17 protein-coding genes and 2 riboswitches are annotated in these 23,803 nt (G+C 66.0%); of the genes, 13 read left to right on the forward strand and 4 right to left on the reverse strand.

What is annotated here, in order from left to right:
- The first annotated feature begins 111 nt into the window (after window positions 1–111).
- Both N826_RS39540 and N826_RS00135 read left to right on the forward strand, forming a co-directional pair.
- Window positions 112–2,688 carry a PAS domain-containing sensor histidine kinase gene (locus N826_RS39540; RefSeq protein ID WP_052830700.1) on the forward strand — a complete coding sequence of 859 codons (2,577 nt, stop codon included), beginning with the start codon at window positions 112–114 and terminating at the stop codon, window positions 2,686–2,688.
- Window positions 2,685–4,355 carry a response regulator gene (locus tag N826_RS00135; protein ID WP_244619409.1) on the forward strand — a complete coding sequence of 557 codons (1,671 nt, stop codon included), beginning with the start codon at window positions 2,685–2,687 and terminating at the stop codon, window positions 4,353–4,355. The genes N826_RS39540 and N826_RS00135 overlap by 4 nt, the downstream gene beginning before the upstream one ends.
- A gap of 29 nt (window positions 4,356–4,384) precedes the next feature.
- Here the strand turns inward: N826_RS00135 and N826_RS00140 are convergent, their stop codons facing one another.
- Window positions 4,385–5,572: an EAL domain-containing protein gene (locus N826_RS00140; RefSeq protein WP_052830702.1), complete on the reverse strand. Its 1,188-nt coding sequence runs from the start codon at window positions 5,570–5,572 to the stop codon at window positions 4,385–4,387.
- Window positions 5,573–5,863: 291 nt separating this feature from the next.
- Between N826_RS00140 and N826_RS00145 the strand changes: the two genes are divergently transcribed.
- The 10 genes from N826_RS00145 to N826_RS00190 all read left to right on the forward strand — a co-directional run bounded on the left by N826_RS00145 (window position 5,864) and on the right by N826_RS00190 (window position 18,894).
- Complete coding sequence (locus tag N826_RS00145) at window positions 5,864–6,088, forward strand: hypothetical protein (protein ID WP_044425322.1); 225 nt, start codon at window positions 5,864–5,866, stop codon at window positions 6,086–6,088.
- Between the two features lie 180 nt (window positions 6,089–6,268).
- Entirely contained in the window at window positions 6,269–7,192 is a 924-nt protein-coding gene (locus N826_RS39545) for a hypothetical protein (protein ID WP_052830706.1), read from the forward strand.
- An 83-nt stretch (window positions 7,193–7,275) separates the two neighbouring features.
- A riboswitch (TPP riboswitch) is annotated at window positions 7,276–7,392 on the forward strand.
- A gap of 82 nt (window positions 7,393–7,474) precedes the next feature.
- Window positions 7,475–9,286, forward strand: coding sequence for a phosphomethylpyrimidine synthase ThiC (gene thiC, locus N826_RS00155; RefSeq protein WP_044425323.1), 1,812 nt, complete (start codon window positions 7,475–7,477; stop codon window positions 9,284–9,286).
- A 58-nt stretch (window positions 9,287–9,344) separates the two neighbouring features.
- A riboswitch (cobalamin riboswitch) is annotated at window positions 9,345–9,573 on the forward strand.
- A 39-nt stretch (window positions 9,574–9,612) separates the two neighbouring features.
- A complete protein-coding gene (cobU, locus tag N826_RS00160; RefSeq protein ID WP_044425324.1) occupies window positions 9,613–10,164 on the forward strand; it encodes a bifunctional adenosylcobinamide kinase/adenosylcobinamide-phosphate guanylyltransferase in 552 nt (183 codons plus the stop codon).
- Window positions 10,161–11,192 carry a cobalamin biosynthesis protein CobW gene (gene cobW / locus N826_RS00165; RefSeq protein ID WP_044425325.1) on the forward strand — a complete coding sequence of 344 codons (1,032 nt, stop codon included), beginning with the start codon at window positions 10,161–10,163 and terminating at the stop codon, window positions 11,190–11,192. The genes cobU and cobW overlap by 4 nt, the downstream gene beginning before the upstream one ends.
- A 6-nt stretch (window positions 11,193–11,198) precedes the next feature.
- Window positions 11,199–14,939, forward strand: coding sequence for a cobaltochelatase subunit CobN (gene cobN, locus N826_RS00170; protein WP_044425326.1), 3,741 nt, complete (start codon window positions 11,199–11,201; stop codon window positions 14,937–14,939).
- 11 nt (window positions 14,940–14,950) lie between these two features.
- The gene (gene cobO, locus N826_RS00175; RefSeq protein ID WP_044425788.1) at window positions 14,951–15,559 is read left to right on the forward strand and encodes a cob(I)yrinic acid a,c-diamide adenosyltransferase; all 609 of its coding nucleotides are present in this window, start codon (window positions 14,951–14,953) and stop codon (window positions 15,557–15,559) included.
- A gap of 29 nt (window positions 15,560–15,588) precedes the next feature.
- Window positions 15,589–17,025, forward strand: coding sequence for a cobyric acid synthase (locus tag N826_RS00180; RefSeq protein ID WP_345769872.1), 1,437 nt, complete (start codon window positions 15,589–15,591; stop codon window positions 17,023–17,025).
- A 218-nt stretch (window positions 17,026–17,243) separates the two neighbouring features.
- Entirely contained in the window at window positions 17,244–17,483 is a 240-nt protein-coding gene (locus N826_RS00185) for a FitA-like ribbon-helix-helix domain-containing protein (protein WP_044425327.1), read from the forward strand.
- Between the two features lie 172 nt (window positions 17,484–17,655).
- The gene (locus N826_RS00190) at window positions 17,656–18,894 is read left to right on the forward strand and encodes an MFS transporter (protein WP_044425328.1); all 1,239 of its coding nucleotides are present in this window, start codon (window positions 17,656–17,658) and stop codon (window positions 18,892–18,894) included.
- Here the strand turns inward: N826_RS00190 and cbiB are convergent.
- From cbiB to cobA, 3 genes are read right to left on the reverse strand one after another with little or no spacing between them, the layout of a single operon-like run.
- The gene (gene cbiB, locus N826_RS00195) at window positions 18,855–19,829 is read right to left on the reverse strand and encodes an adenosylcobinamide-phosphate synthase CbiB (RefSeq protein ID WP_044425329.1); all 975 of its coding nucleotides are present in this window, start codon (window positions 19,827–19,829) and stop codon (window positions 18,855–18,857) included. The genes N826_RS00190 and cbiB overlap by 40 nt on opposite strands.
- Entirely contained in the window at window positions 19,826–21,127 is a 1,302-nt protein-coding gene (locus N826_RS00200) for a cobyrinic acid a,c-diamide synthase CobB (protein WP_044425330.1), read from the reverse strand. Before N826_RS00200 ends, cbiB begins: the two co-directional genes overlap by 4 nt.
- A gap of 4 nt (window positions 21,128–21,131) precedes the next feature.
- Window positions 21,132–21,941, reverse strand: a complete 810-nt coding sequence (cobA, locus tag N826_RS00205) for a uroporphyrinogen-III C-methyltransferase (protein WP_044425331.1) — start codon at window positions 21,939–21,941, stop codon at window positions 21,132–21,134.
- 35 nt (window positions 21,942–21,976) lie between these two features.
- Here cobA and N826_RS45880 point away from each other — a divergent pair, with 35 nt between their 5' ends.
- Entirely contained in the window at window positions 21,977–23,803 is a 1,827-nt protein-coding gene (locus N826_RS45880) for a cobalt-precorrin-5B (C(1))-methyltransferase (RefSeq protein WP_063772176.1), read from the forward strand.

Genomic DNA, 23,803 nt, shown 5'->3' on the forward strand with positions numbered 1-23,803 from the left:
ATTTAGAAATATAAGTATCCGCGTGCTGATGTCGCAGCACGCATATTGAAAGCATTTAATAATAATTATTTCCATAAGCTTGGCCCGGCATCTGCTGTGGCATGAATAATAATGATCGGTTTACCGCTGCTCCTGCTTGTTTCGGTCATCGTCTTCGGGGGGGGATGGATCGCCGGAAGACGGTTCGCCGTCGCCCAAGCTCCCGTTTCCCCCGATGTGCCCGACGGGCGCGCGGCGCTCGACCTGCTGAGCGAGCTGGAAAGCCGCGTCCGCGAGCGGAACTTCTCGCAACGACAGCTCGGGCCGCGCGAAGCCGGTCCGGGCATAGTGATCGACCGCTACAACGCGGTGATCGAAGCGATCGAGCGGACGGTCTCGCGGTCGGATTCGGTCGTCCGGTCGGCGCGTGACGCCATCGTGACGTTCAGCGGCGAAGACCGCGTGATCGTCTGCGCCAACCCGGCCGCGGAAGTCCTCTTTCCCGTGGGCGAAGGCCGGGAAGGCGGGCTGGCCGGGTTGCGGCTGGACGACCTGATCGCCATCGACGAACCGCCGCCCAACCGGAGCGCTCCCCGGCCGATAGGCCGGCTGATGGACGGCAAGACCAGGGTCACCTGGGGCATCGGCGCCGACGCGACGCGTTTCTCGGTGGAACTGACCGCATCGCATCTCGTCGACGAGGACGGCGACTACTGGACCGTCTTCCTGCGCGACGTTTCCGACCGGCTGGAAGCCCAGCGCGATTTCCAGGCGGCGCAGGAGGCCCAGCAACTCATCCTCGACGCGATCCCGTTCCCGGTCGCTGTGATGCGCCGGTCGGATGCGCTGGTGCTCTACGTCAATGCGCCGCTGGCCAAGGTGGGCAACCGCCACGCCCACAGCATGATGGGGCGGCGGTCGTCGATCAAATATGCCAGCCGGGACGACTACACAGGGGTGCAGGCAGCGCTCGACCGCGATGGCCGGATCGAGGGCGTCGAGGTCCTGATGCGGAACGCGGACGACCGGACGTTCTGGGTCAACCTGTCGGCGGTGTGCATCCCCTATCAGGGGGTCGACGCGGTGCTGGTGGGGTTCACCGACGTCACCGCGCGCAAGGAGGCCGAGGACGCGCAGCGCAAGCTGATCGACGCGGTGCCGGTCCCGCTCGTGCTGGCGCGGACGTCGGACGCGCAGGTCCTCCAGATCAATCACCGGGCGGCCGAGCTGTTCGGCCTGACGCCGGAACAGGCGATCGGGCGGGACGCCACCGACTTCTACGTGGTGGAGGAGGAGCGCCGCCGCCTGGGTACGCGCCTGCGCAACGACGGCCAGGTGGACGAGTTCGAACTTCAGCTCTGCGACAGCGCTCGCCAACCTTTTTGGTCGCTGCTGTCCGCCCGGCTGTTCAACCATCGGGGCGAGCCGGCGACCCTGACCACCGTCAACGTGATCAACGAGCGGAAGCGGATCGAGCAGGAACTGGCGCGCGACCGCGCCATGCTGAAGGCGACGCTAGAGAACATGGATCAGGCCATGCTGATCACCGACGGCGACCTGCGGGTGATCGGCTGGAACCACCGGTGCGCCGACCTGCTGGACTTGACCGCCGAGGTGCTGGAGCCGGGGCCGACGCTGGCCGGCCTTGCCGGTTTCCTTGCGGAGCGCGGCGACTTCGCCGGTCTGTCGGACGAGGATGTCCTGCAATTCACCGGCGATCAGCGCGACCTGCTGGAAAGCCGGCCGATCTACGAGCGCCGCCGGCCCAACGGCATGGTGGTCGAGGCCCGCAGCAACCGGCTGCCGGGCGGGGGCTATGTCTGCACCTATACCGACGTGACCGAGCGGAAGTCGGCAGAAGACGCGCTGCGGGCCTCGAAGGAGGCGGCGGAGATGGCCTACGACCGTCTGCATCAGGCCCAGGACAGCCTGCTCCAGGCCGAGAAGATGGCGGCGCTGGGGTCGCTGGTGGCCGGCGTCGCGCACGAGATCAACACGCCGATCGGCACCGCCCTGACGGCGGCATCGCACCTGGGGGAGCGGACGGCCGATTTCCGGGCGCTGCTTCAGGGCGGCAAGCTGAAGAAGTCGGATGCCGACCGTTATCTGGAAACCGCGACCGAGTCCTCCGCGATCATGGTGGCGACCATCGGGCGGGCGGCCGAGCTGATCCAGAGCTTCAAGCAGGTCGCGGTCGATCAGTCCACCGATATCCGGCGCGGCTTCAACCTTGCCGAATACATCGGCGAGATCCTGCTGAGCCTGCGTCCCAGGCTCCGCCAAACGGCCCACACCGTTTCGGTGGATTGTCCCGACGATCTTGAAATCGACAGCTACCCGGGTGCATTATCGCAAGTTCTGACCAACTTCGTGATGAACTCCCTGGTCCATGGGTTCGCCGAAGGTCGGGCCGGCAGGATCACCCTATGCGCCCGGTTGCAGCAGCCCGACGTGGTATCGATCCGGTATTCCGACACCGGAAAGGGCATTCCCGAAAAGAACCTGGGCAAGATCTTCGAGCCGTTCTTTACGACCAGACGAGGGTCCGGCGGGACGGGGCTGGGGCTGCATATCGTCTTCAACATCGTGGCCCAAAGTCTGGGGGGGACCATCGCCGTGGAAAGCATCGAGGGGCAGGGCGCCAGCTTCATCCTGACCATTCCGCGTGTGGCGCCGGACAAGCCGGAGCATGGGGACGGCGACCGATGATCTGCACCGATAGGGACGACATGGCCGGGGGTGACGTAGCCGGCAACGACATGTGCGACGACGACGAACTACTGTTCGCCGGCGAGGCCGAGGATGATGACGATCTGGACGGCGGTCTTCCCTCGGGGGCCGGATCGTTTCGCGGAGCTGCGAAGGCCCGTCCGTGGAAGATCATGATCGTCGACGACGACCGGGAGGTCCATGCGGTCACGAAGGTCGTTCTGAGCGATTTCGTGTTCGATGGCCGGCCGGTGGAGTTCGTCAACGCCTACAGCGCCGTCGAGGCCTGCAAGGCGATCGCGGACCATCTCGATACCGCCGTCGTGCTGCTGGACGTCGTCATGGAAACCGACGACGCCGGTCTCCGCTGCGTCGAGTTCATCCGCAAGACCATGGGCAACAAGCAGGTTCGGATCATCCTGCGCACCGGCCAGCCCGGCCAAGCGCCGGAACGGCAGGTGATCGTCGATTACGACATCAACGACTACAAGGCCAAAAGCGAGCTTACGGCGCAGAAGCTGTTCACGTCGGTCGTGGCGGCCCTGCGCTCCTACCAGCACATCATGAGCATCGACCTGAGCCGCCGGGGGCTGGAAAAGATCATCGAGGGATCGGCATCGCTGTTCGAGCAGCGGTCGATGAGCCAGTTCGTCGAAGGGGTCCTGATGCAGCTTCACTCGCTGATCCAGGGGGCCACCGGATCGCTGCTGTGCACCGTCGGGGCGGAGGGCAGCGACGATGCCGGCGGCGAGTTCCGGGTGCTCGCCAGTTCCCAGCCCTTCAGCGCCGCGCCGGGTCGTCCACTGGACGCGATCCTGCCGCCGGACGCGATGGAAGACATCCGGCGCGCCTTCCGCGAAGGCCGCAACGTCTACTGCGCCGACCACAGCGTCGTCGTCTTCAGGTCGCGCAACCATTCGGTCAGCGTCGTCTACCTGGAGGGGCACGCGCCGCTGGGCGAGGTCGATCACGGCCTGCTCGAGATCTTCTGCAGCAAGGTCGCTATCGCCTTCGACAACGTCTACCTGTACGAGCAGGTGCTGAACTCGCAGAAGGCGACCGTCTACGCCCTCGGCAAGCTGGCCGAGTTCAAGGACGAGATCACCGGCCAGCATGTCCGGCGGATCGAGCGGCTTACGGCGGCGATCGCCGGCGAACTGAAGGACCGGGGCCAGTTCGCCGACGAGATCGACGACCGTTTCGTCGATCAGATCGGCCTTGCCAGCATCCTGCACGACGTCGGCAAGGTGGGATTGCCCGACAGCATCCTGAACAAGCCGGCCCGGCTGACCGACGAGGAAATGGACGTCATCCGCCAGCACCCCAGGATAGGGGCCAACGTGCTGCGCGAGGTGGCGAAGATGGTGCCCGGCCGCAGCTATCTGAGCCTGGGCGCCGAGGTCGCGGAGACCCATCACGAGAAGTTCGACGGGACCGGCTATCCCGCCGGGTTGAAGGGGAACGACATCCCGATCGGCGGCAGGATCACCGCCGTAGCCGACGTCTACGACGCCCTGATGCACAAGCGCCCGTACAAGGACGCTTGGCATGCGGCCGAAACGATCGAGCACCTGAAATCCGAGAGCGGCAAGCATTTCGACCCGCAGGTGGTCGATGCCTTCCTGTCGCTGATCGAGCGCGGGCTGGCGGGCGATCCGGACGACTGATCGGGAAGGATCGCCGGTCGGCGGGGATGTTACCGGGCGAGCAGGCCGGCAAGCTCGGATGCCGGGACCGGGCGGCTGTAATGGTAACCCTGGCCGAAGGTGCAGCCCAATTGCTGGAGCGGTGGGATGAGGTCGGGCGTCTCGATCCCTTCCGCGACGACGAGCATGCCCATGCGGTTCGCCAGCATGATGATGGTTTCGACGATGTCGTGGGTGCGGCCGGGCTTGCCCAGTTGACGGACGAAGGATTGATCGATCTTCAGGACGTCGAACGGGAAGCTGTGCAGGTAAGACAGGCTGGAATAGCCGGTCCCGAAGTCGTCCAGCGCTATCGTCACGCCCAGGCCCTTGATCTGGGTCAGTACCTCGTGCGCCTTGCGCGGGTCCTGAACCAGCGCCGTTTCCGTCAGTTCGACCTTGAGATGGGCCGGGTCGAAGCCGGTGTCGGACAGGATCTTCGAGAGGCTGGCCACCACCCCGAAATCGGTGAAATGCTGCGCCGACAGGTTGACGCTGAGGAAGGGCGTAGCACCCACCGGTGTCGCTTGGCGCAGCAGCCGGCAGGCTTCGGCGATGATGGCAAGGTCGATGTGCCGAATCAGGCCGCACCGCTCGCCGAGGTCGATGAACTCGCTCGGCGGGACCAGCCCGCGTTCGGGGTGGCGCCACCGGGCCAGCGCCTCGAACCCGGCGATCGAGCGGTCTTCGATCATCACGATCGGCTGGAAGAAGGGCACGAACTCGCAGGCGGCCAAGCCGCGTTCCAGGTCGTATTCCCGGAGCAGCCACTCCAGCGCCGCTCCGCTCGAACCGATTTCATCACAGTTGGCGTTCGGCATCACCACATGGCTCGTTCCCATGCGGGTCGGCAGATCGCTGAGCAGGCCCGTCTGCGCCTGCCGGAAGCGTTTGATCAGGCTGCTGAGAACTTGCCCGACGATGGGCTCCGCCTCCAGGATGCGGCGCCTCAACTGGTCGCTCCGGATGATCAGCACTTCGGTCTCCTGAACGGCACGCGCTTCCGCGGAGCGGACGCCGTCGTCCAGCACGGCCATCTCGCCGAAGATCTCCCCCTGTCCGAGGGTCGCGAGGGTGATGTGGGTCCGGTCGCGGACGGCGCAGATCTCCACCTGTCCGCGCTCGACGATATAGGCGCAGTCGGCGGGCTGCCCCTCGAAGAAGATCGTGGCGCCGGGCAGGTACGTCTTGCGGATCAAGGATGGATCTCCACGGCAAGTCTCCGCTGATCCGATGTTGGCAGACATTCGCGAAGAATACGGATTAATCTGATGGTTGTACGAGTGGAGGCCAAATGTCAAGTCCGGGGCAAAAACTTACCTGGAAAGAGTCATGATCCTGTCGAGGCCCTGTAACAATTTTCCCGGATTCACGTCTCCCGCAGCCGCCGCTTAATCTTGACGGTGGCGGGGTTTGCCGCCTGTTGACTTCGGATGCCGCTTTCGTGGTTAATTCGCGGCGCTCAAGTTTTTGAAACAAGGGAGGCGACAGTGGCTTCAACCGACGCTCTGCATGCAATTCTCGACAAGGCCCACGAGGGTATGACTCCGAAGCAGCTGATGTCGCTGCCGCCGTCGGCGCTGGCCGGCGTAACCGACAGCGATGCGAAGAAGCTCAAGGAGGCCTTCGGCATCGACACCATCGAGGAACTGGCGACCTGCAAATACTTCCTGTGGGCACAGGCTCTCCATACGCTGGCCAAGACGGATAAGTGACGTTCGATGCCGGCGCCGTCCCGTCGGGCTATCCGGATGACGTGGAACGGCGCCGGGTGAATGAACAACCTGTAGGAAGTTTTGCAGGTTTGAAATATATAATTTGAAGAAAATACTAGCAATCACTGTATCGTTGGTTTTACCTCTGCTTGATTTTCCATCAGGCAGGAAGCCAAGCAGATGACCGCCGACAGCAAGTTCTCACAGCCCAACTCGATTCTGCCGCCGATACCCGCGGGCGTCACCACACCGTTCTATTATTCATCGCTGTCCAATATCATCATCCACTATCTGGTCGATAAGGACCGGGTGAAACCCTATTTCCATGGCGAATTTCAGGATTGCGGGCTGAGGCCGGCGCTGTTCGGCGACAAGGCATCGGTCAGCTACAACTTCCAGGTCTATACCGGCTTCTTCTCCGCCGGGGTCGGACTGCCGCCGGAGAGCTGGTCGCCGTCCGCCAGCGGCATCACCCAGGAACTTGAACTGAACATCGTGGCGTACCCGAAGGGGAAGGCCGAAGACGTTCCCGACATCACGTTCGAGCAGTGGTTGCAGGGCGAGGACCAGACCAAGCTGCTCGGGAACCACCGCATCTACGTGCCGTGCGACGATCCGATCGCGATCAACGTGGGCAGGGAACTGTTCGGCGAGCCGAAGTTCCAGACGACCTTCATGACGAACATTCCGTCACCCAACCCGTGCCGAATTCCCGGTCCGGTCTATAAGCCGGACTGGGTCCGAAGCTGGGGATTCCAGGTCAACGATCCGGACACCGCCGGCGTGGCGATCTTCACCGTCGTCGCCGACACCGATGGACTGCGGTCGACCCCGGCCGCGATCTCGTCGATCACCGAATACGGCATCCCCGACGGAACGGCGACCGGCTGCCGCTGGAACATCCTGCAACCCTTCGACACCTTCATCCTGAAGGAGCCCGAACAGTCGGAGCGCGTCGTCCTGACCTATGGTTCCAGCACGCACCCGATGGGCAAGGCGATGCGGGAACTGCTGCACGGCGTCAAGCCCTATGCCATCCAGACCTATCAGTCGGCACCGGTCGCAATCCAGGGCCGGCCGTACTACCTGAAGCCTCAGAAGTAGCGGATCGCCGGACGGGAGGATGGGGCGTCGTCATGCCGTCCCATCTCCCGGCTTGACAAGTCTGTCCAAAGCCCTGACGATCGCCGCATTCCCAGGGGAGCCCCGGTAGGGGGCTGAGATTCCGCCGGCACGTCGCGACGCGGAGACCCTTTGAACCTGATCCGGGTCGTGCCGGCGTAGGAAGGGGAGAAGCGTGCGGCAGTCGCGATTCGCACCCGGTCTCATCATATCCACCGCTGCATTCCGGATCTCCGATCGATAACATTGATCAGGGAGATCGAAATGCCCAAGGACAACACCCCGCTTTTCACGGTGTCCACCGGACCCTTGCCCTCCTCGCGCAAGGTCCATGCGCCGGGCCGCCTGTTCCCCGACCTGCGCGTGGCGCTGCGCGAGATCGACCTGGAGCCCGGCTGCGGCGAAGCGCCGGTCCGGGTCTATGACAGCTCCGGCCCCTACAGCGATCCCGCCGCCGGCATCGACATCGAGCGCGGCTTGCCCGCCCTGCGGGCCGGCTGGATCGAGGCGCGCGGCGATGTGGAAACCTATGACGGCCGCGCGATCAAGCCGGAAGACAACGGGCTGCGGCGCGGCCAGCCGTCCAACCTGGAGGAATTCCCGGCCTCGGGACGCCGTCCGGTGCGGGCGAAGGCGGGCGCCGTCGTCACCCAGCTTGCCTATGCACGGCGCGGCATCGTGACGCCGGAGATGGAGTATGTCGCGATCCGCGAGAACCTGGGACGCGAAGCGGGTCTGGGTGCTCCGCGCGACGGCCAGTCGTTCGGCGCCTCGGTTCCCGACCATGTGACGCCGGAGTTCGTCCGGGACGAGATCGCGCGAGGCCGGGCCATCATCCCGGCCAACATCAACCATCCGGAAATCGAGCCGATGATCATCGGCCGCAACTTCTTGGTCAAGATCAACGCCAATATCGGCAACTCGGCCGTGGCTTCCTCCGTGTCGGAGGAAGTCGAGAAGATGGTCTGGGCGACGCGGTGGGGCGCGGACACCGTCATGGACCTGTCCACCGGCGCCAATATCCACACGACGCGGGAGTGGATCATCCGCAACTCCGCCGTCCCGATCGGGACGGTGCCGATATATCAGGCGCTGGAGAAGGTCGGCGGCAAGGCCGAGGACCTGACGTGGGAGATTTACCGCGACACCTTGATCGAGCAGGCGGAGCAGGGCGTCGATTACTTCACGATCCATGCCGGCGTCCGGCTGGCGCATATCCCGCTGACCGCACGCCGGGTTACCGGCATCGTCTCGCGCGGCGGCTCGATTCTCGCCAAGTGGTGTCTGGCGCACCACCGGGAGAACTTCCTTTACACCCGGTTCGAGGAGATCTGCGAGATCATGCGGGCCTACGACATCAGCTTCTCGCTGGGTGACGGGCTGCGTCCGGGATCGATCGCCGATGCCAACGACGCCGCGCAGTTCGCCGAGCTGGAGACGCTGGGCGAGCTGACCAAAACAGCCTGGAAGCACGACGTCCAGGTGATGATCGAGGGACCGGGGCATGTCCCCATGCACAAGATCAAGGAGAACATGGAGCGGCAGCTTGCGGTCTGCGACGAAGCGCCGTTCTACACGCTGGGGCCTCTCACGACGGATATCGCGCCCGGCTACGACCATATCACCAGCGGCATCGGCGCCGCGATGATCGGCTGGTTCGGCTGCGCGATGCTGTGCTACGTGACGCCCAAGGAGCACCTGGGGCTGCCCGACCGCGACGACGTCAAGGTCGGGGTGGTCACCTACAAGATCGCCGCGCATGCGGCGGATCTGGCGAAGGGCCACCCGGCGGCGAAGCTGCGGGACGACGCCTTGAGCCGCGCCCGCTTCGACTTCCGCTGGCGCGACCAGTTCCACCTGTCGCTGGACCCGGAGACGGCGGAGCGCTTCCACGACCAGACCTTGCCGGCCGAGGGCGCCAAGTCGGCGCATTTCTGCTCGATGTGCGGGCCGAAGTTCTGTTCGATGAAGATCACGCAGGAGGTCCGAGACTACGCCGCCTCCGGCATGGCGGAGATGTCGCGGAACTTCCGGGAGGCCGGGTCGGAGATCTACCATCCGGTTGCCAGCGAGTAGACGGGCGGAATAGACGGACCGGATAGACGCTCATTGACAGTGTGGGGTGGGGCGCGGATAGTGCGCCCCGCTCGATGGTGCCCGGCGGTGATGAGCTGGCGGGCCGCCAAGAGGGAATCCGGTGGGGACGCCGCCCAAGCGTCCGAGTCCGGAGCTGCCCCCGCAACTGTAAGCGACGAGCGGGTGTCCTGAACCTGTGGTCACTGGCGCCGGAAACAGCGCCGGGAAGGCCGGACACCCGCACCGACTCGCGAAGCCAGGAGACCTGCCGTCGAGCGCCGTATGTTCAATCACGGCCGGGCGGGGTGAACCGGCGAAGGTGGGTCATGAATTTCGACACGAAGACGCCGCACGGCGTCACCCTGGTTCTCGGCGGCGCCCGGTCGGGTAAAAGCCGCTTCGCCGAAGAGATGGCTGAGCGGGCCGCACGACCGATCTATCTCGCGACGGGCAGGGCCTGGGACGGCGAGATGTCGGCCCGCATCGACGAACACCGCGCCCGGCGCGGGCCGAAGTGGACCACCGTCGAAGAACCGCTGGATCTGGCGGGCGTGCTGCCCACGCTGGCGTCGCCCGGTGCCGTCGTGCTGGTCGATTGCCTCACCCTGTGGGTCACCAACCTGATGATGGCCGAGCGCGATATCGCCGATGAGTCGCGGCGGCTGGCCGCGGCGTTCGGCGGTCTCCAGGGGCCTGTCGTCTTCGTATCGAACGAGGTCGGGCTTGGCATCGTCCCCGACAATGCCATGGCGCGGGCCTTCCGCGACCATGCCGGCAGGCTCCATCAGGAAGTCGCGGCCCTGGCCGATGCCGTCTATTTCATGGTCGCGGGCATCCCGATGACCGTCAAGAAAACCGATCAAGGAAACATCAAGTGAGCACCAAGATCCCCGCGACGGTCATTACCGGCTTTCTCGGCGCCGGCAAGACCAGCCTGATCCGCCATCTGCTGGAAAACGCCCGTGGCCGCAGGCTGGCGCTGATCATCAACGAGTTCGGCGATCTGGGCGTCGACCGCGAACTGCTGGCCGGCTGCGGCTCCGCCACCTGCCGCGAGGAAGATATCGTCGAGCTGACCAACGGCTGCATCTGCTGCACGGTCGCCGACGACTTCCTGCCGACCATCGAGAAGCTGCTGAACCAGCCCAACCCGCCCGATCATATCGTGATCGAAACGTCCGGACTGGCGCTGCCGAAGCCGCTGGTAAAGGCCTTCGCCTGGCCGGAAATCCGCACCCGCGTCACCGTGGACGGCGTCGTCGCCGTGATCGATGCGGAAGCGGTCGCGGCCGGCCGCTTCGCCGGCGATCCGGCTGCCGTCCAGGCGGCGCGCGAGGCCGACGATTCGCTGGACCACGAAAGCCCGCTGGAGGAGCTGTTCGAGGAGCAGATCCAGTGCGCCGACATGGTCGTGCTGAACAAGGCCGACCGGGTCGATGCCACGACGCTGGACCGGGTTTCCCGGATCGTCGCCGAGCATCTGCGCCCTGCCGTCAAGACGGTGGTGTCGGTCCAGGGTGGTATCGATCCGCTGGTACTGCTGGGTCTTGGAGCTGCGGCGGAAGACGATCTCGACAGCCGTCCGTCGCACCATGAGCTGGAAGGCGAGGACCACGACCACGATGATTTCGACAGCTTCGTGATCGAGATCGGCACGGTCGAGCTTCCGGAACGGGTGGAGGAACGGATTCTTGCCGCCGTCGCCGCCCACGACATCCTGCGGATCAAGGGCTTCCTCCATGTCGAGGGCAAGCCGATGCGGCAGGTGGTGCAGGGCGTCGGCGACCGTATCCAGCGGTACTACGACCGGCGCTGGAAGCAGGACGAGAACAGGCGTAGCGAACTGGTGGTGATCGGTCAGCGCGGGCTTGATCGTTCTGCTATCGAAACCATCCTGCGGGGCTGATCGGGCATGCATCTGCTGGCGGCACAGCCCGGCACCATCTCCGACGGCACCGAAGCGGTCGATCTTGGCCAGACGGCCGGCGATATCGTCGTGCTGTCGGCGGCCGACACCGAGCTGGCTTGCCTTGCCGCCGCCCATGACCGGCTGGGGGCGGGGTTCCCGAGCCTCCGCCTCGCCAGTCTGCTGCAACTCGGCCATAACCTGTCAATTGACCTCTATGTCGAAAAGGTCGTGGCGCGGGCGAAGCTGGTGGTCGTGCGGGTGCTGGGGGGCGCCGGCTACTGGCCCTACGGTATCGAACAGGTCGCGGATACCTGCCGCCGACGGGGCATCCCCCTGGCTGTCCTGCCGGGCGACGATCAGCCGGACCCGGAGTTGTCGCGGTTCTCGACGTTGCCGGGCGATGTCGTTCATCGGATCTGGCAATACGCCGTTCATGGCGGAGTCGAGAATGCGGGCGGCTTGCTGCGCTATGCGGCTGATCTGATCGGCTACGACGATGCCGACTGGCGCGAGCCGGTACCGCTGATGCGGGCCGGAATTTACTGGCCGGGGCGGGATCGACCTGATCTGGACGATTTGAGGCGCGATTGGATAGAGGGGGCGCCCGTCGCCGCGATCCTGTTCTACCGGGCACTGGAGCAGGCGGCCAACACCGCCGTCATCGATGCGCTGATCGCGGCGCTGGCCGAGGCCGGGGTCAATGCGCTGCCGATCGCGACGACCAGCCTGAAGGAGAAGGTGGCGGCTGGGATCGTAGCGGATCTGCTGGATCGTTCCGGTCCCGATGTGATCCTCAACGCGACCTCCTTCGCGATTTCCCAGCCGGGGGCGGCGCGGTCGTCTACTCCGTTCGACGGTTCGGACTGCCCTGTCTTCCAGGTCGTGTTCTCCGGCGGGTCGGAAGCGGCTTGGCGGGCCGGAACTTCGGGGCTGTCAGCTCGCGATATCGCCATGAACGTCGCCTTGCCCGAGGTCGACGGGCGGCTGATTACCCGCGCCGTCAGTTTCAAGGCGGAGGCGCGGCGGCACGAGGCGACGGAAAGCTGGGTGCTGTCGTACCGGCCAGTTCCCGACCGGGTCGCGTTCGTCGCCGCCTTTGCGGCGCGCTGGGCGCGGCTGCGCCGGACTGCGGCGGGTGAGCGGCGGGTCGCCATCGTCATGGCGAACTACCCGAACCGCGATGGGCGACTTGCCAACGGCGTCGGGCTCGATACGCCGGCGGGGGTGATGCGGACGCTTCAGGCGCTGTCAGAGGCGGGCTACGGCGTTGCTGATCTGCCGGCCGATTCGGCGGAGTTGATGGCGCGCGTCAGTGTCGGAGTCACCAACGACCTGAGCGATCTGGACCAGCGTGTCGTTTCCGAAACGCTCGGGTTGGACGCTTACCAAGCCTTCTTCGATGCGCTGCCCGAAGCTGTGCGCGCGGCGGTGACGGACCGCTGGGGTGAGGCGGCGAACGACCCGTTCGTGCGCGATGGCCGTTTCCTGCTGCCGGTTGTCCGGCTGGGCAATGCCGCCATCGCAATCCAGCCGGCCCGTGGGTACCAGATCGATCCGTCCAAGACGTACCATGACCCCGATCTGGTGCCGCCGCACGCCTATCTGGCCTTCTACGCCTGGGTTCGGCAGGTCTTCGACGCTCATGCCATCGTGCATTTCGGCAAGCACGGCAATCTGGAATGGTTGCCGGGCAAGTCACTCGCGATGTCGGAAACCTGCTTTCCGGAAGTGGCGCTGGGGCCGCTGCCGCACCTGTATCCCTTCATCGTCAACGATCCCGGCGAGGGAACGCAGGCCAAGCGGCGTGCGGCTGCCGTCATCATCGACCACCTGACCCCGCCGCTGACCCGCGCCGAAAGCTACGGTCCGCTTCGCGAGTTGGAAATGCTGGTGGACGAGTACTACGAGGCGGCGGGCGTCGATCCGCGCCGTATCGTCGTACTGCGCGACCGCATCCTTGAACTGAGCGCCGCCACCGGCCTGGATGTGGACTGCGGCGTCAGCCGGGACGACGAGCCGCAGGCGGCCCTTGCCAAGCTCGACAATCATCTATGCGAGTTGAAGGAACTCCAGATCCGCGACGGGCTGCACGTCTTCGGCATGGCGCCGGAGGGCGGCTTGCTGAACGACCTGCTGGTGGCGCTGACCCGGCTGCCGCGCGGCAAGGGCGATGGCCGCGACGCCTCGCTGATCCGGGCGCTGGCGCGGGATTTGGGGCTGGAGTTCGACCCGCTGGACTGCGTCATGGGCGATCCCTGGACGGGCGTGCTGCCGGCGGCGCTGGATACCGGCGGCGTCTGGCGCAGCATCGGCGATACAGTGGAGCGGCTTGAGGAACTGGCGCGCAAGCTGGTCGCGGGAGAGGCCGTTCCGGACCCGGATTGGTCTGCGTCTGGCGCTGTCCTCGATTATATCTCCGGCCATCTGCGGCCCGTGGTTTCCTCCTGCGGCGAGGCAGAGTTGACGGGGCTGTTGCGCGGGTTGGGCGGGCGCTTCGTCGAGCCCGGTCCGTCCGGTGCTCCGACGCGCGGCCGGCCGGAAGTCCTCCCGACCGGGAGGAACTTCTACTCGGTCGATACCCGCGCGGTCCCGACGCCTGCCGCGTGGCATCTGGGCTGGAAATCCGCCTCGCGCGTGGTCGAGCGCTACCTTCAGGAAAACGGCGACTGGCCCCGCACCATGGCGCTGTCTGCCTGGGGCACCGCCAACATGCGGACGGGCGGCGACGATATCGCCCAGGCGCTCGCGCTGATGGGCGCACGGCCGACCTGGGACACCGGGACGGGGCGCGTTACGGGGTTCGAGATCATGCCTGCTGGCGTCCTCGACCGGCCGCGCGTCGATGTGACCCTGCGGGTTTCCGGCTTCTTCCGCGATGCTTTCCCGGCGCAGATGGATCTGGTTGACAGCGCCGCCCGCGCAATCGCCGACCTGGACGAACCCGACGACGTCAACCCGCTGGCGGCCCGTGTCCGGCAGGATGCGGCTGATCTGGCCGCCTCCGGCATCGATCCGATTGTTGCCCGGAAGCGGGCAGGGCATCGGGTATTCGGCTCCAAGCCTGGGGCCTATGGGGCAGGCTTGCAGGCGCTGATCGACGAACGCGGCTGGGAGACGGAGAGCGATCTGGCGGAAGCCTATCTCGCCTGGGGCGGCTACGCTTATGGCAGCGGGGTGGAGGGCGCTCCCGAGCGCGGCTTGTTCGAGGCCCGGCTGGGATCGGTCCAGGCCGTCCTGCACAACCAGGACAACCGGGAGCACGACCTGCTCGACAGTGACGATTACTATCAGTTCGAAGGCGGGCTTGCGGTCGCCGTGCGGACCCTGTCGGGACAGGCGCCTGTCGTCTACCACAACGACCATTCGCGTCCCGAGAACCCGCGTGTCCGCACCCTGGACGAGGAAATCGCCCGTGTCGTCCGTGCCCGCGTCGTCAATCCCAAGTGGATCGCCGGCGTGATGCGCCACGGCTACAAGGGAGCCTTCGAACTGGCGGCGACGGTGGACTACATGTTCGCCTTCGCTGCAACCGCGCGCTGTGTACGCGATCATCACTTCGATGCCGTGTTCGACGCGTACGTCGCCGACGACACGGTCCGGGACTTCATGGAAGAGGCAAATCCCGCAGCTCTCCGCGAAATGGCGGGAAAATTGGCCGAAGCCCTGTCACGAGGACTCTGGCGGCCCAAATCCAATGCCGCACACCATACGTTGAACAAACTGGCTCAGGGTGAAACGCCGTGAAAACCGAAGGCATGACAGAAGACGAGATCAATGTCCGTCACGCTGAGAAGATGGCAAAGAAGAAGGCTGCTCGCGACCGTATGATCGCTACGAAGACTCTGGAGAAGGGGCTTCTGATCGTCCATACCGGCAAAGGCAAAGGCAAGTCCACGGCGGCGCTCGGCATGGTGATGCGGGCGATAGGCCATGGCTTCAAGATCGGCATCGTCCAGTTCGTCAAGGGCAAGTGGGAGACCGGCGAGCGGGTCGTGTTGGAACGCTTCGCCGATCAGGTGACGATCAACACGATGGGCGAAGGCTTCACCTGGGAAACCCAAAGCCGCGAACGCGACATCGCCGCCGCCCGCGCCGCCTGGACCCAGGCGGTCAGCCTGATCCGGAACCCCGAGATCAAGATGGTCCTGCTGGACGAGTTGAACATCGTCCTGCGCTACGACTACCTGCCGCTTGAAGAAGTGCTGGAGGTCCTGCGCGACAAGCCGGAGGACAAGCACGTCATCGTGACCGGCCGCAACGCCAAGGACGAGTTGCTGGAAATCGCCGATCTGGTCACGGAAATGACCATGGTGAAGCATCCTTTCCGGGATGGCGTCAAGGCGCAGGCCGGGGTGGAATTTTGACCAAGCCGCCCGGCATGGCGAAGGCCGTCATGTTCATGGGTACCGGCTCCGATGTCGGCAAGTCCATGGTCGTGGCCGGCCTTTGCCGGGCCTTCACCAACCGGGGCCTCCGCGTCCGCCCTTTCAAGCCGCAAAATATGTCGAACAACGCGGCGGTGACGGCGGACGGCGGCGAGATCGGCCGCGCCCAGGCTTTGCAGGCGCGGGCCTGCAAGGTCGCTCCGACCATCGACATGAACCCGGTTTTGCTGAAGCCGCAGACCGATATCGGCGCGCAGGTCGTCGTTCAGGGCCGCGTCGTCGGGGCGATGAAGGCGCGCGAGTACCAGACCCGCAAGGGCGAGCTGATGCCGGCGGTGCTGGAGAGCTTCCACCGGCTCGGTCGGGAGGCAGACCTCGTGCTGGTGGAAGGGGCCGGAAGCGCCTCGGAAGTCAACCTGCGGGCGGGCGATATCGCCAATATGGGCTTCGCGGAGGCGGCTGACCTGCCGGTCGTGCTGATCGGCGATATCGAGCGCGGCGGGGTGATCGCCAGCATCGTCGGCACCTGCGCCGTGCTGCCGGATGCCGAGCGGGCGCGGCTGAAGGCTTTCCTGATCAACAAGTTCCGGGGTGATACCAGCCTGTTCGACGATGGGCTCAGGATCATCGCGGAGCACACCGGCCTGCCGTCGCTGGGCGTCGTTCCATATTTCACCGACGCCGGGAAGCTGCCGCCGGAGGATGCGCTGGCGCTGGGTTCCCGGTCCAGTGCGGGGGGGAGGGCGATCCGCATCGCCGTGCCGATACTGTCGCGCATCGCCAACTTCGACGACTTCGACCCCTTGCGCGAAGAACCTGACGTGACGCTGACCATGGTTCCGCCGGGAGAGGCGCTGCCGGGTGACGCCGATCTGGTCATCCTGCCCGGCACCAAGGCGACGATCCCGGACCTCGCATTCCTGCGGCAACAGGGCTGGGACGTGGACATCGCGGCGCATCTCCGGCGCGGCGGCCATGTGCTGGGCATCTGCGGCGGCTTCCAGATGCTGGGGACACGGCTGGACGATCCGGCGGGGACGGAGGGAGCGCCGGGCGCCGTGAGCGGCCTGGGTCTTCTCGACATCGAAACAGTGCTGGACGGGCCTAAGACGCTGGTCGAAGTGACCGGGCTGCATCCTGCGAGCGGTGCCGGAGTTCGCGGCTACGAGATGCATATCGGTCAAACCTCGGGCGCCGCGCTGACGCGGCCCCTGCTGGAGCTTGAAGGCCGTGCAGAGGGATCAGTGTCAGCGGATGGCCGCGTGAGCGGTTGTTACGTCCACGGAATGTTTTCGTCCGACGCCTTCCGCCACGCCTTCCTGTCAGCGATCAAGCACCGAGCCGACAGCGGGATCGCTTACGAGGATGGGGTGGAAAGCGCGCTGGATGCGCTGGCCGATCATCTGGAAGCCTGCCTGGACCTGGACGCCCTGCTGGCGCTGTAGGGATTAAGAGGTGTAATGCCTATTGCCGCCAATACCAAAAACATTAAACGTTGATTGGCCTGGAGCGTTAAATGTCGGGCTGAAGAGGCCCGACCTACGCGAGCGTGCTTTGGCTCCTGACATCTCCTACGCCTCATCGGGCCAGTGGTTTTTTGTAGGTCGGGCCTCTTCAGCCCGACATCTTTGCTTTCAATGCATGCGTAATCGGAAGGTAATCTATGCCATCCATCACAGTCAGAAACGTACCAGACGAGGTGCTTCGTGCCTTGCGGCTAAGTGCGGCCATGCATGGACGCAGTGTCGAGGCCGAAATTCGATTCATCCTGGAAACCGCTGTGCAACCTGATGGGCGCGTCAAGCTGGGATCCTTGCTGACCGAAGTCGGCCGTGAGGCCCAAGGCGTCGATCTTCACATTGAGCGCGACACGACGCCCGGCGAACCAATGAGCTTTGAATGATCCTGCTGGATGCGAACATAGCTTCGTAGGAGCTGATCCCGGATCAGAAGAAACCTTTCATTTCTGAAATTTTCTTAATGCTGGAACAGCCGTACCGGGCATTTGGTTACTGGCCTGCTTCCGACACGGCGCCGTGGCGAGGGGCGGATTTCCTCTCCATGGATGGTGATCGATGCAGGCACAAGGGTATGGGCGCAGCCTTGACGGGCTGAACTTTTTTCTGGCCGATGTCCGGGATGGACTTGGCCCTTATCTAGCGATCTACCTGCTTACCGTGCAGCATTGGGACGAGGCCAGCATCGGCGTCGTCATGTCGGTTGCGGGCATCGCCGGCATCGTGGCGCAGATGCCGGCCGGCGCATTGGTCGATGCCACGCGATTCAAGCGCGGTGTCATCGTCGTTGCGGCGCTGGTCGTGACGCTCGGGTCGCTGACGCTGCCTTTCCTGTCCAGCTTTACGCTGGTAGCCCTGATGCAGTCGCTGACCGGCGCTGCCGGTGCGGTCTTCCAGCCTGCGGTCGCCGCCGTGACGCTGGGTGTCGTCGGGCCGAAGGTGCTGGCGCGGCGGATCGGGCGCAACGAGTCCTTCAACCATGCCGGCAACGCGACGGCGGCGGCGCTGGCCGGCGGAGCGGCCTATATGTTCGGGCCAATCGCCGTGTTCTGGCTGATGACCGCCATGGCGGTCGCCAGCGTGATCGCGATCCTGACTATCCCGGACCGCGCTATCGACCACGATCTGGCGCGCGGGCTTGTCCATGGTGCCGACAACGGCGCCGATCAGCCATCGGGATTGAAGGCGATCCTGGCTTGCCGGCCGCTCGTGATCTTCGGAGTTTGCGTCACTTTGTTTCACTTCGCCAACGCCGCGATGCTGCCGCTGGTCGGGCAGAAGCTGGCGCTTCAGGACAAGAACTTGGGGACGACCCTGATGTCCGCCTGCATCGTGGCGGCGCAGGTCGTGATGGTGCCGGTGGCCCTGATCGTCGGCGCCAAGGCGGATAGCTGGGGGCGGAAGCCGTTGTTCCTTACCGGGTTCGCGATCCTGCCCATCCGTGGGTTCCTCTATACCCTGTCGGATAACCCGTATTGGCTGGTCGGCGTGCAACTGCTGGATGGCATCGGAGCCGGCATTTTCGGCGCGCTCTTTCCGCTGGTGGTGGCCGACCTGACTCGTGGCACCGGACGGTTCAACATCAGCCAGGGCGCTGTCGGAACGATGCAGGGTATCGGTGCAGCGTTGAGCACGGGCGTTGCCGGCGTGGTCGTTGTCAATGCCGGCTACGACGCGGCTTTTCTGACACTTGCGGCAGCAGCGGGTCTGGGGCTTATGCTGTTCCTGTTCGCGATGCCGGAAACGCGTCCGGTCGATCAGCCCAGGACGGCCAAGCCGGCGATGAGCGTCGCCTGAATGACGCAGGCGCCGAGCAGGATGCGCAGTGCTCTGCGGATGTCTTCGGATGTCGCTTCGCGCCTGCCGCCTTCGCCCATCCAGGCATCTTCCACCACCACGTCGCCGTAGCGGCGCGGGCCGGCAAGGGCGAGGCCGAGCGCTCCGGCCATGGCGGCTTCCTGCCAGCCGGCGTTGGGCGAGCGGTGCTTGCCCGCGTCGCGCAGCATGATCTTCCAGGCGGCATGCGCCCGGCGCAGGCGCTTTCCCTTCAGGAAAGCCGCCGTGCCCAGGATGATGAATAGGCCTGCCGAACGGGCGGGGAGAAGGTTGACCAGATCGTCCAGGCGGGCCGCCGCCCAACCGAACGCCTCAAAGCGGGGGGTCCGGTGGCCGATCATGCTGTCCGCCGTGTTGATCGCCTTGTAGGCGACGAGGCCGGGGAAGCCCAGGACGGCGAACCAGAATACCGGCGCCACGATGCCGTCGGAGAAGTTCTCGGCGCAGGATTCTATGGCGGCTCGGCAGACGCCGTGTTCGTCCAGGCTTTCCGGGTTGCGGCCGACGATCATGGAGACGGCCCGGCGGCCTCCGGCGAGGCCTTCGGTTTCGAGGGCGGAGGCCACGGCGGCGACGTGGGTGTAGAGGCTCTGCTGGGCGATCAGGGTACTGGCCAGGACAGCTTCGGCGATCCAGCCCCAGGAGGTGGCGGAAAGGCTCCAGCTCAGGAGCCATGCCGGGCCAGCGGTGAGCATGACCAGCAGGACCACGGCGGCGATGCCGCTGAGACGGCGGGCGAAGCGGGTTGCGGTTTCACGGTTCAGCGTGCGGTCGAGCAGGCCGACCAGCCGGCCGAAGAACACGACAGGGTGCGGCACGCGGGCGTAGATCCAGCCCGGTTCGCCGAAGGCGGCATCGAGCGCCAGCGCCAGCAGGACGGTCGTGTCGAGGTTCATTCCGCCCGGTCCACGATATGGAGGAACGACCCCATGACGCTGCCGCTCACGGTACCCAACACACCCAGGTCGGTCCCTCGGGCATCGCGGGCATGGAAGAGCGGCTGTGCGGTGTCTTCGGCTGCGATGCTGGAGTAGTGGAATTCATGCCCGCGCAGGGGCGTGCCGGCTGGGCCGAACGGCGTGGCGGTCGCCGTGGTCGCGCGCCGGTAACCCAGATGCAGCCGGCGCTTGGCGAACGAGGTGTCGAGCGGCAGCAGGCCGGCCATGGGATGCGTTACGCCGTCGGCGTCCTCCAGGGTGCGGCCGAGTACCATGTAGCCGCCGCATTCCCCATAGATGGGGATTTGCCGGGAAGCGGCGGCGCGCAGGCCGTCGAGAAACCGGGCGGCAGAGGCCAAGCGGCCCGCATGCAGTTCAGGATAGCCGCCGGGGAGATATATCGAGTCGGCGTGAGATGATGGCGGTTCGTCGGCGAGGGGGGAGAACGGCAGCAGTTCGGCGCCCTGGTTCCGCCAGCCGTCCAGCAGATGCCGATAGGCGAAGACGAAGGCGGCGTCCCGCGCGACGGCGATCCGCTGACCGAGCGGCGGGAGACAGTCGAGCTTCGCCGAGGACGGGAATCGCGCGGGGCGGGCGAGACTGTGGAGAGCGGCGGTATCGATGTGGCGGGCGACGGCAACGGCCGCCTTGTCGAGGAAGTCTTCAAGCGCATCGTGCTCGCCGGCTGGGACCAGACCCAGATGGCGGTCGGGCAGGGCAAGGGCTTCCAGGCGCGGCAGGGCGCCCAGCACGGGGATGCCGAGGGGAGCCAGTGCCGTCCGGATCATGGCTTCGTGGTTCGGGCTGCCGACCCGGTTCAGGATCACGCCGGAGACTTTGATGTCGCTCCGGAAGCTGGCGAAGCCGTGGACCAAGGCGGCGGCGGACTGCGCCTGCGACTTCACGTCCAGCACCAGGACCACCGGCCAGCCGGTCAGTGCGGCCAGATCCGCCGTCGATCCGGTGCCGTCGGCGGCGCCGTCGAACAGGCCCATGACCCCCTCGACGATTAGCAGGTCAGCGTTCTCATCAGCCAGCCCGGTCAGGGTTCCCGGCCGCATCGCCCAGGGATCGAGGTTGATGCAGGGGCGGCCGCTGGCCGCGGTGTGGAACATCGGGTCGATGTAGTCGGGGCCGACCTTGCGCGAGGCGACATTGACTCCCGCCTTCCGGAAATGCCGGAGCAGCGCCAGCACCGTGACGGTCTTGCCGCTGCCCGAAGACGGCGCGGCGAGGATCAGGCCCGGCGCGGTCATGGTGCTAATCGCCGGCCCGGTGGGACATCGCGCCGATCCAGTCCAAGGCCGGGCGCAGCAGCACCACGTCGCCGACCACTACAAGGGCTGGCGGCTCGATCCCGTTGGCCGCTACGTCGTCGGCGCAGCGCTCCAGCGTGGTTTCCAGCACGTGCTGATTAGGGAGCGTGGCGTTGGTGACGATGGCGACGGCCTGATCGGCCGGGCGGCCGGCGCTGATGAAGTTGCCGGCAATGGTCCGCAGATGCTTAAGCGCCATGTAGAGGACGATCACCTGCGAGCCTCGCGCGACGGCGGCCCAGTCGATCGTGTCCGGCACCAGTCCCGACGCGCTGTGCCCGGTCATGAAGGTGACGGCGTGGTTGGTATCGCGATGGGTGACGGGGATGCCGGCATAGGCGAGGCCGCCGATCCCGGCGGTGATGCCGGGGATCACGCGGAAGGGGATATGATGCTCGACCAGCGTCAGCGCTTCCTCGCCGCCCCGTCCGAAGACGAAGGGATCGCCGCCTTTGAGGCGGAGGACGCGCAGGCCGTCTCGGGCCAGTTGGACCAGCCGGTTGGAGATATCGGGCTGCTTGGGCGACGGCTTGCCGCCGCGCTTTCCGGCGAATTCCAGCCGGCAGCCTTCGCGCGCCATGCCGAGGATATCGGGGCCGACCAGCGCGTCGTAGACGATCACGTCGGCATGGCGGAGCGCATGCCATGCGTGAAGGGTCAGCAGGCCGGGATCTCCCGGACCGGCGCCGGCGAGCCAGACCCATCCGGGCTCGAACTCCGGGAAGGGGAGAGATGGAGGAGATGAGGGGATCATTGCCGTCACTCTACACCGCGTCTATAAGCCACGCCATGACCGACAAATCGGATGGCGCTCCCAATCGACCTCTTCGCCGAGGCTGGACGACCGGCGCCTGCGCCACGGCCGCCGCCACGGCGGCCTATACCGCCCTGCTGACCGGAGAGTTCCCCGATCCCGTGACCATCCGCCTGCCCGGCGGAGAAACCCCCGCCTTCGCGCTTGCTTGGGAGGCGTTGGGGACGGGCGAATGTGCCGCCGGCGTCATCAAGGATGCCGGGGACGACCCCGACGTCACCCACGGCGCGCTGATTATCGCGACGGTTGGGCGCGGAGAGGCCGGCAGCGGCGTCGTGTTCAGAGCCGGCGAGGGAGTCGGTATGGTCACGAAGGAGGGCCTGCCGATACCGCCCGGCGAGCCGGCGATCAACCCCGTCCCGCGCCGGATGATGACGGAGGCGGTGGCGGCTGTGGCGGCGGAGTTCGGGGATGCCGGAGATGTCGTGATCGAGGTGTCTGTGCCGGGCGGCGCGGAGATCGCGCAGAAGACCTGGAACCCCCGTCTGGGCATCGTCGGCGGGCTGTCGATCCTGGGGACGACGGGGATCGTCGTGCCGTTCTCGTGTTCCGCCTGGATACACTCGATCCATCGCGGCATCGACGTGGCGCGGGCCAATGGCTTCGATCATGTCGCGGGTTCGACCGGGTCTACTTCCGAACAGGCGGTGCAGCGGATACATGGCCTTTCCGAACTGGCTCTGCTGGATATGGGCGACTTCGCCGGTGGCATGCTGAAATACCTGCGGCGCAACCCGGTTCCGAGGGTCACGATCGCGGGCGGCTTCGGCAAGCTGACCAAACTGGCCCAAGGTTTCCTCGACCTGCATTCGGGACGGAGTCAGGTCGATTTCACGTGGCTGGCCGACCGGCTGGCGGAGCTTGAGGCGCCTGCGGATCTGGTGGAGGAGGCGAAGGGCGCCAACACCGCCAATCAGGTGCTGACCAGGGCCGTCGCCGCTGGAGTGCCGCTGGCCGATCTGGTCGCGGCGCGGGCTCGCGCCGTGGCGATCGGCGTGCTGGGCGATTGCGGTACGGATGTGGAGGTTCTCGTCTTCGACCGCAAGGGCGGGCTTGAGGGCAGGGCCGGATTTGCGGGCGGCGACGCCCGCGTGCTGATCCTGGGCGGCACGGCGGATGCGGCGGCGCTGGCGCGCGGGCTTTCCGGCGTCGGCGTCATCACGTCGCTGGCGGGGCGGACCAAGGCGCCGGCTGCCCTGCCGGGCGAGGTTCGCGTGGGCGGGTTCGGCGGAGCCGAGGGGCTGGCGGCTTACCTGGAGGAGAGGGGGGTTACGGCTGTTGTGGATGCGACTCATCCCTTTGCCGCGACGATGTCCCGCCATGCCGAGGCCGCGTGCCGGCTGCGGCCGACGCCCCGGCTGATGCTGGCGCGTGCGGCTTGGACCCAGCAGCCGGGCGACCGATGGATCGAGGTCGATGACATGGCCGCCGCCGTCGAGGCGATCCCGGCGGGTGCGCGCGTGTTCCTGACCGTGGGGCGGCAGGAATTGGCGGCTTTCGCCAGCCGCACCGATGCCTGGATGCTGGCGCGGGTCATTGATCCCCCGGAGCAGCCGCTTTCCTTCGTCAAGCTGGTTACAGGACGCGGGCCGTTCGACCTGGAGGCGGAACGGGCACTGCTGGTCGAGCACGGCATCACGGTCGTCGTCGCCAAGAACAGCGGCGGCGAGGCCAGCTATCCCAAGCTGACGGCGGCTCGGGAGCTGAATATTCCGGTAATCATGGTGCGCCGCCCGGCGCTGCCGCCGGGCGAGGTCGTCGGCACGGTGGAAGACGCGCTGGACTGGCTGAAGCGCCGCTGA

This window comes from Skermanella aerolata KACC 11604, assembly GCF_000936425.1.
GTDB classification, from domain to species: domain Bacteria; phylum Pseudomonadota; class Alphaproteobacteria; order Azospirillales; family Azospirillaceae; genus Skermanella; species Skermanella aerolata.

Excerpts from the sequence above, each read along its gene's own strand:
- cobU (WP_044425324.1), top strand. The coding sequence starts at position 9,613 with ATGAATTTCGACACGAAGACGCCGCACGGCGTCACCCTGGTTCTCGGC.
- N826_RS00200 (WP_044425330.1), bottom strand. The coding sequence starts at position 21,127 with ATGACCGCGCCGGGCCTGATCCTCGCCGCGCCGTCTTCGGGCAGCGGC.
- N826_RS39545 (WP_052830706.1), top strand. The coding sequence starts at position 6,269 with ATGACCGCCGACAGCAAGTTCTCACAGCCCAACTCGATTCTGCCGCCG.
- cbiB (WP_044425329.1), bottom strand. The coding sequence starts at position 19,829 with ATGAACCTCGACACGACCGTCCTGCTGGCGCTGGCGCTCGATGCCGCC.
- N826_RS45880 (WP_063772176.1), top strand. The coding sequence starts at position 21,977 with ATGACCGACAAATCGGATGGCGCTCCCAATCGACCTCTTCGCCGAGGC.
- cobA (WP_044425331.1), bottom strand. The coding sequence starts at position 21,941 with ATGATCCCCTCATCTCCTCCATCTCTCCCCTTCCCGGAGTTCGAGCCC.
- cobN (WP_044425326.1), top strand. The coding sequence starts at position 11,199 with ATGCATCTGCTGGCGGCACAGCCCGGCACCATCTCCGACGGCACCGAA.
- N826_RS00185 (WP_044425327.1), top strand. The coding sequence starts at position 17,244 with ATGCCATCCATCACAGTCAGAAACGTACCAGACGAGGTGCTTCGTGCC.
- N826_RS00135 (WP_244619409.1), top strand. The coding sequence starts at position 2,685 with ATGATCTGCACCGATAGGGACGACATGGCCGGGGGTGACGTAGCCGGC.
- cobO (WP_044425788.1), top strand. The coding sequence starts at position 14,951 with ATGACAGAAGACGAGATCAATGTCCGTCACGCTGAGAAGATGGCAAAG.
- N826_RS00190 (WP_044425328.1), top strand. The coding sequence starts at position 17,656 with ATGCAGGCACAAGGGTATGGGCGCAGCCTTGACGGGCTGAACTTTTTT.
- N826_RS00180 (WP_345769872.1), top strand. The coding sequence starts at position 15,589 with ATGTTCATGGGTACCGGCTCCGATGTCGGCAAGTCCATGGTCGTGGCC.
- thiC (WP_044425323.1), top strand. The coding sequence starts at position 7,475 with ATGCCCAAGGACAACACCCCGCTTTTCACGGTGTCCACCGGACCCTTG.
- N826_RS39540 (WP_052830700.1), top strand. The coding sequence starts at position 112 with ATGATCGGTTTACCGCTGCTCCTGCTTGTTTCGGTCATCGTCTTCGGG.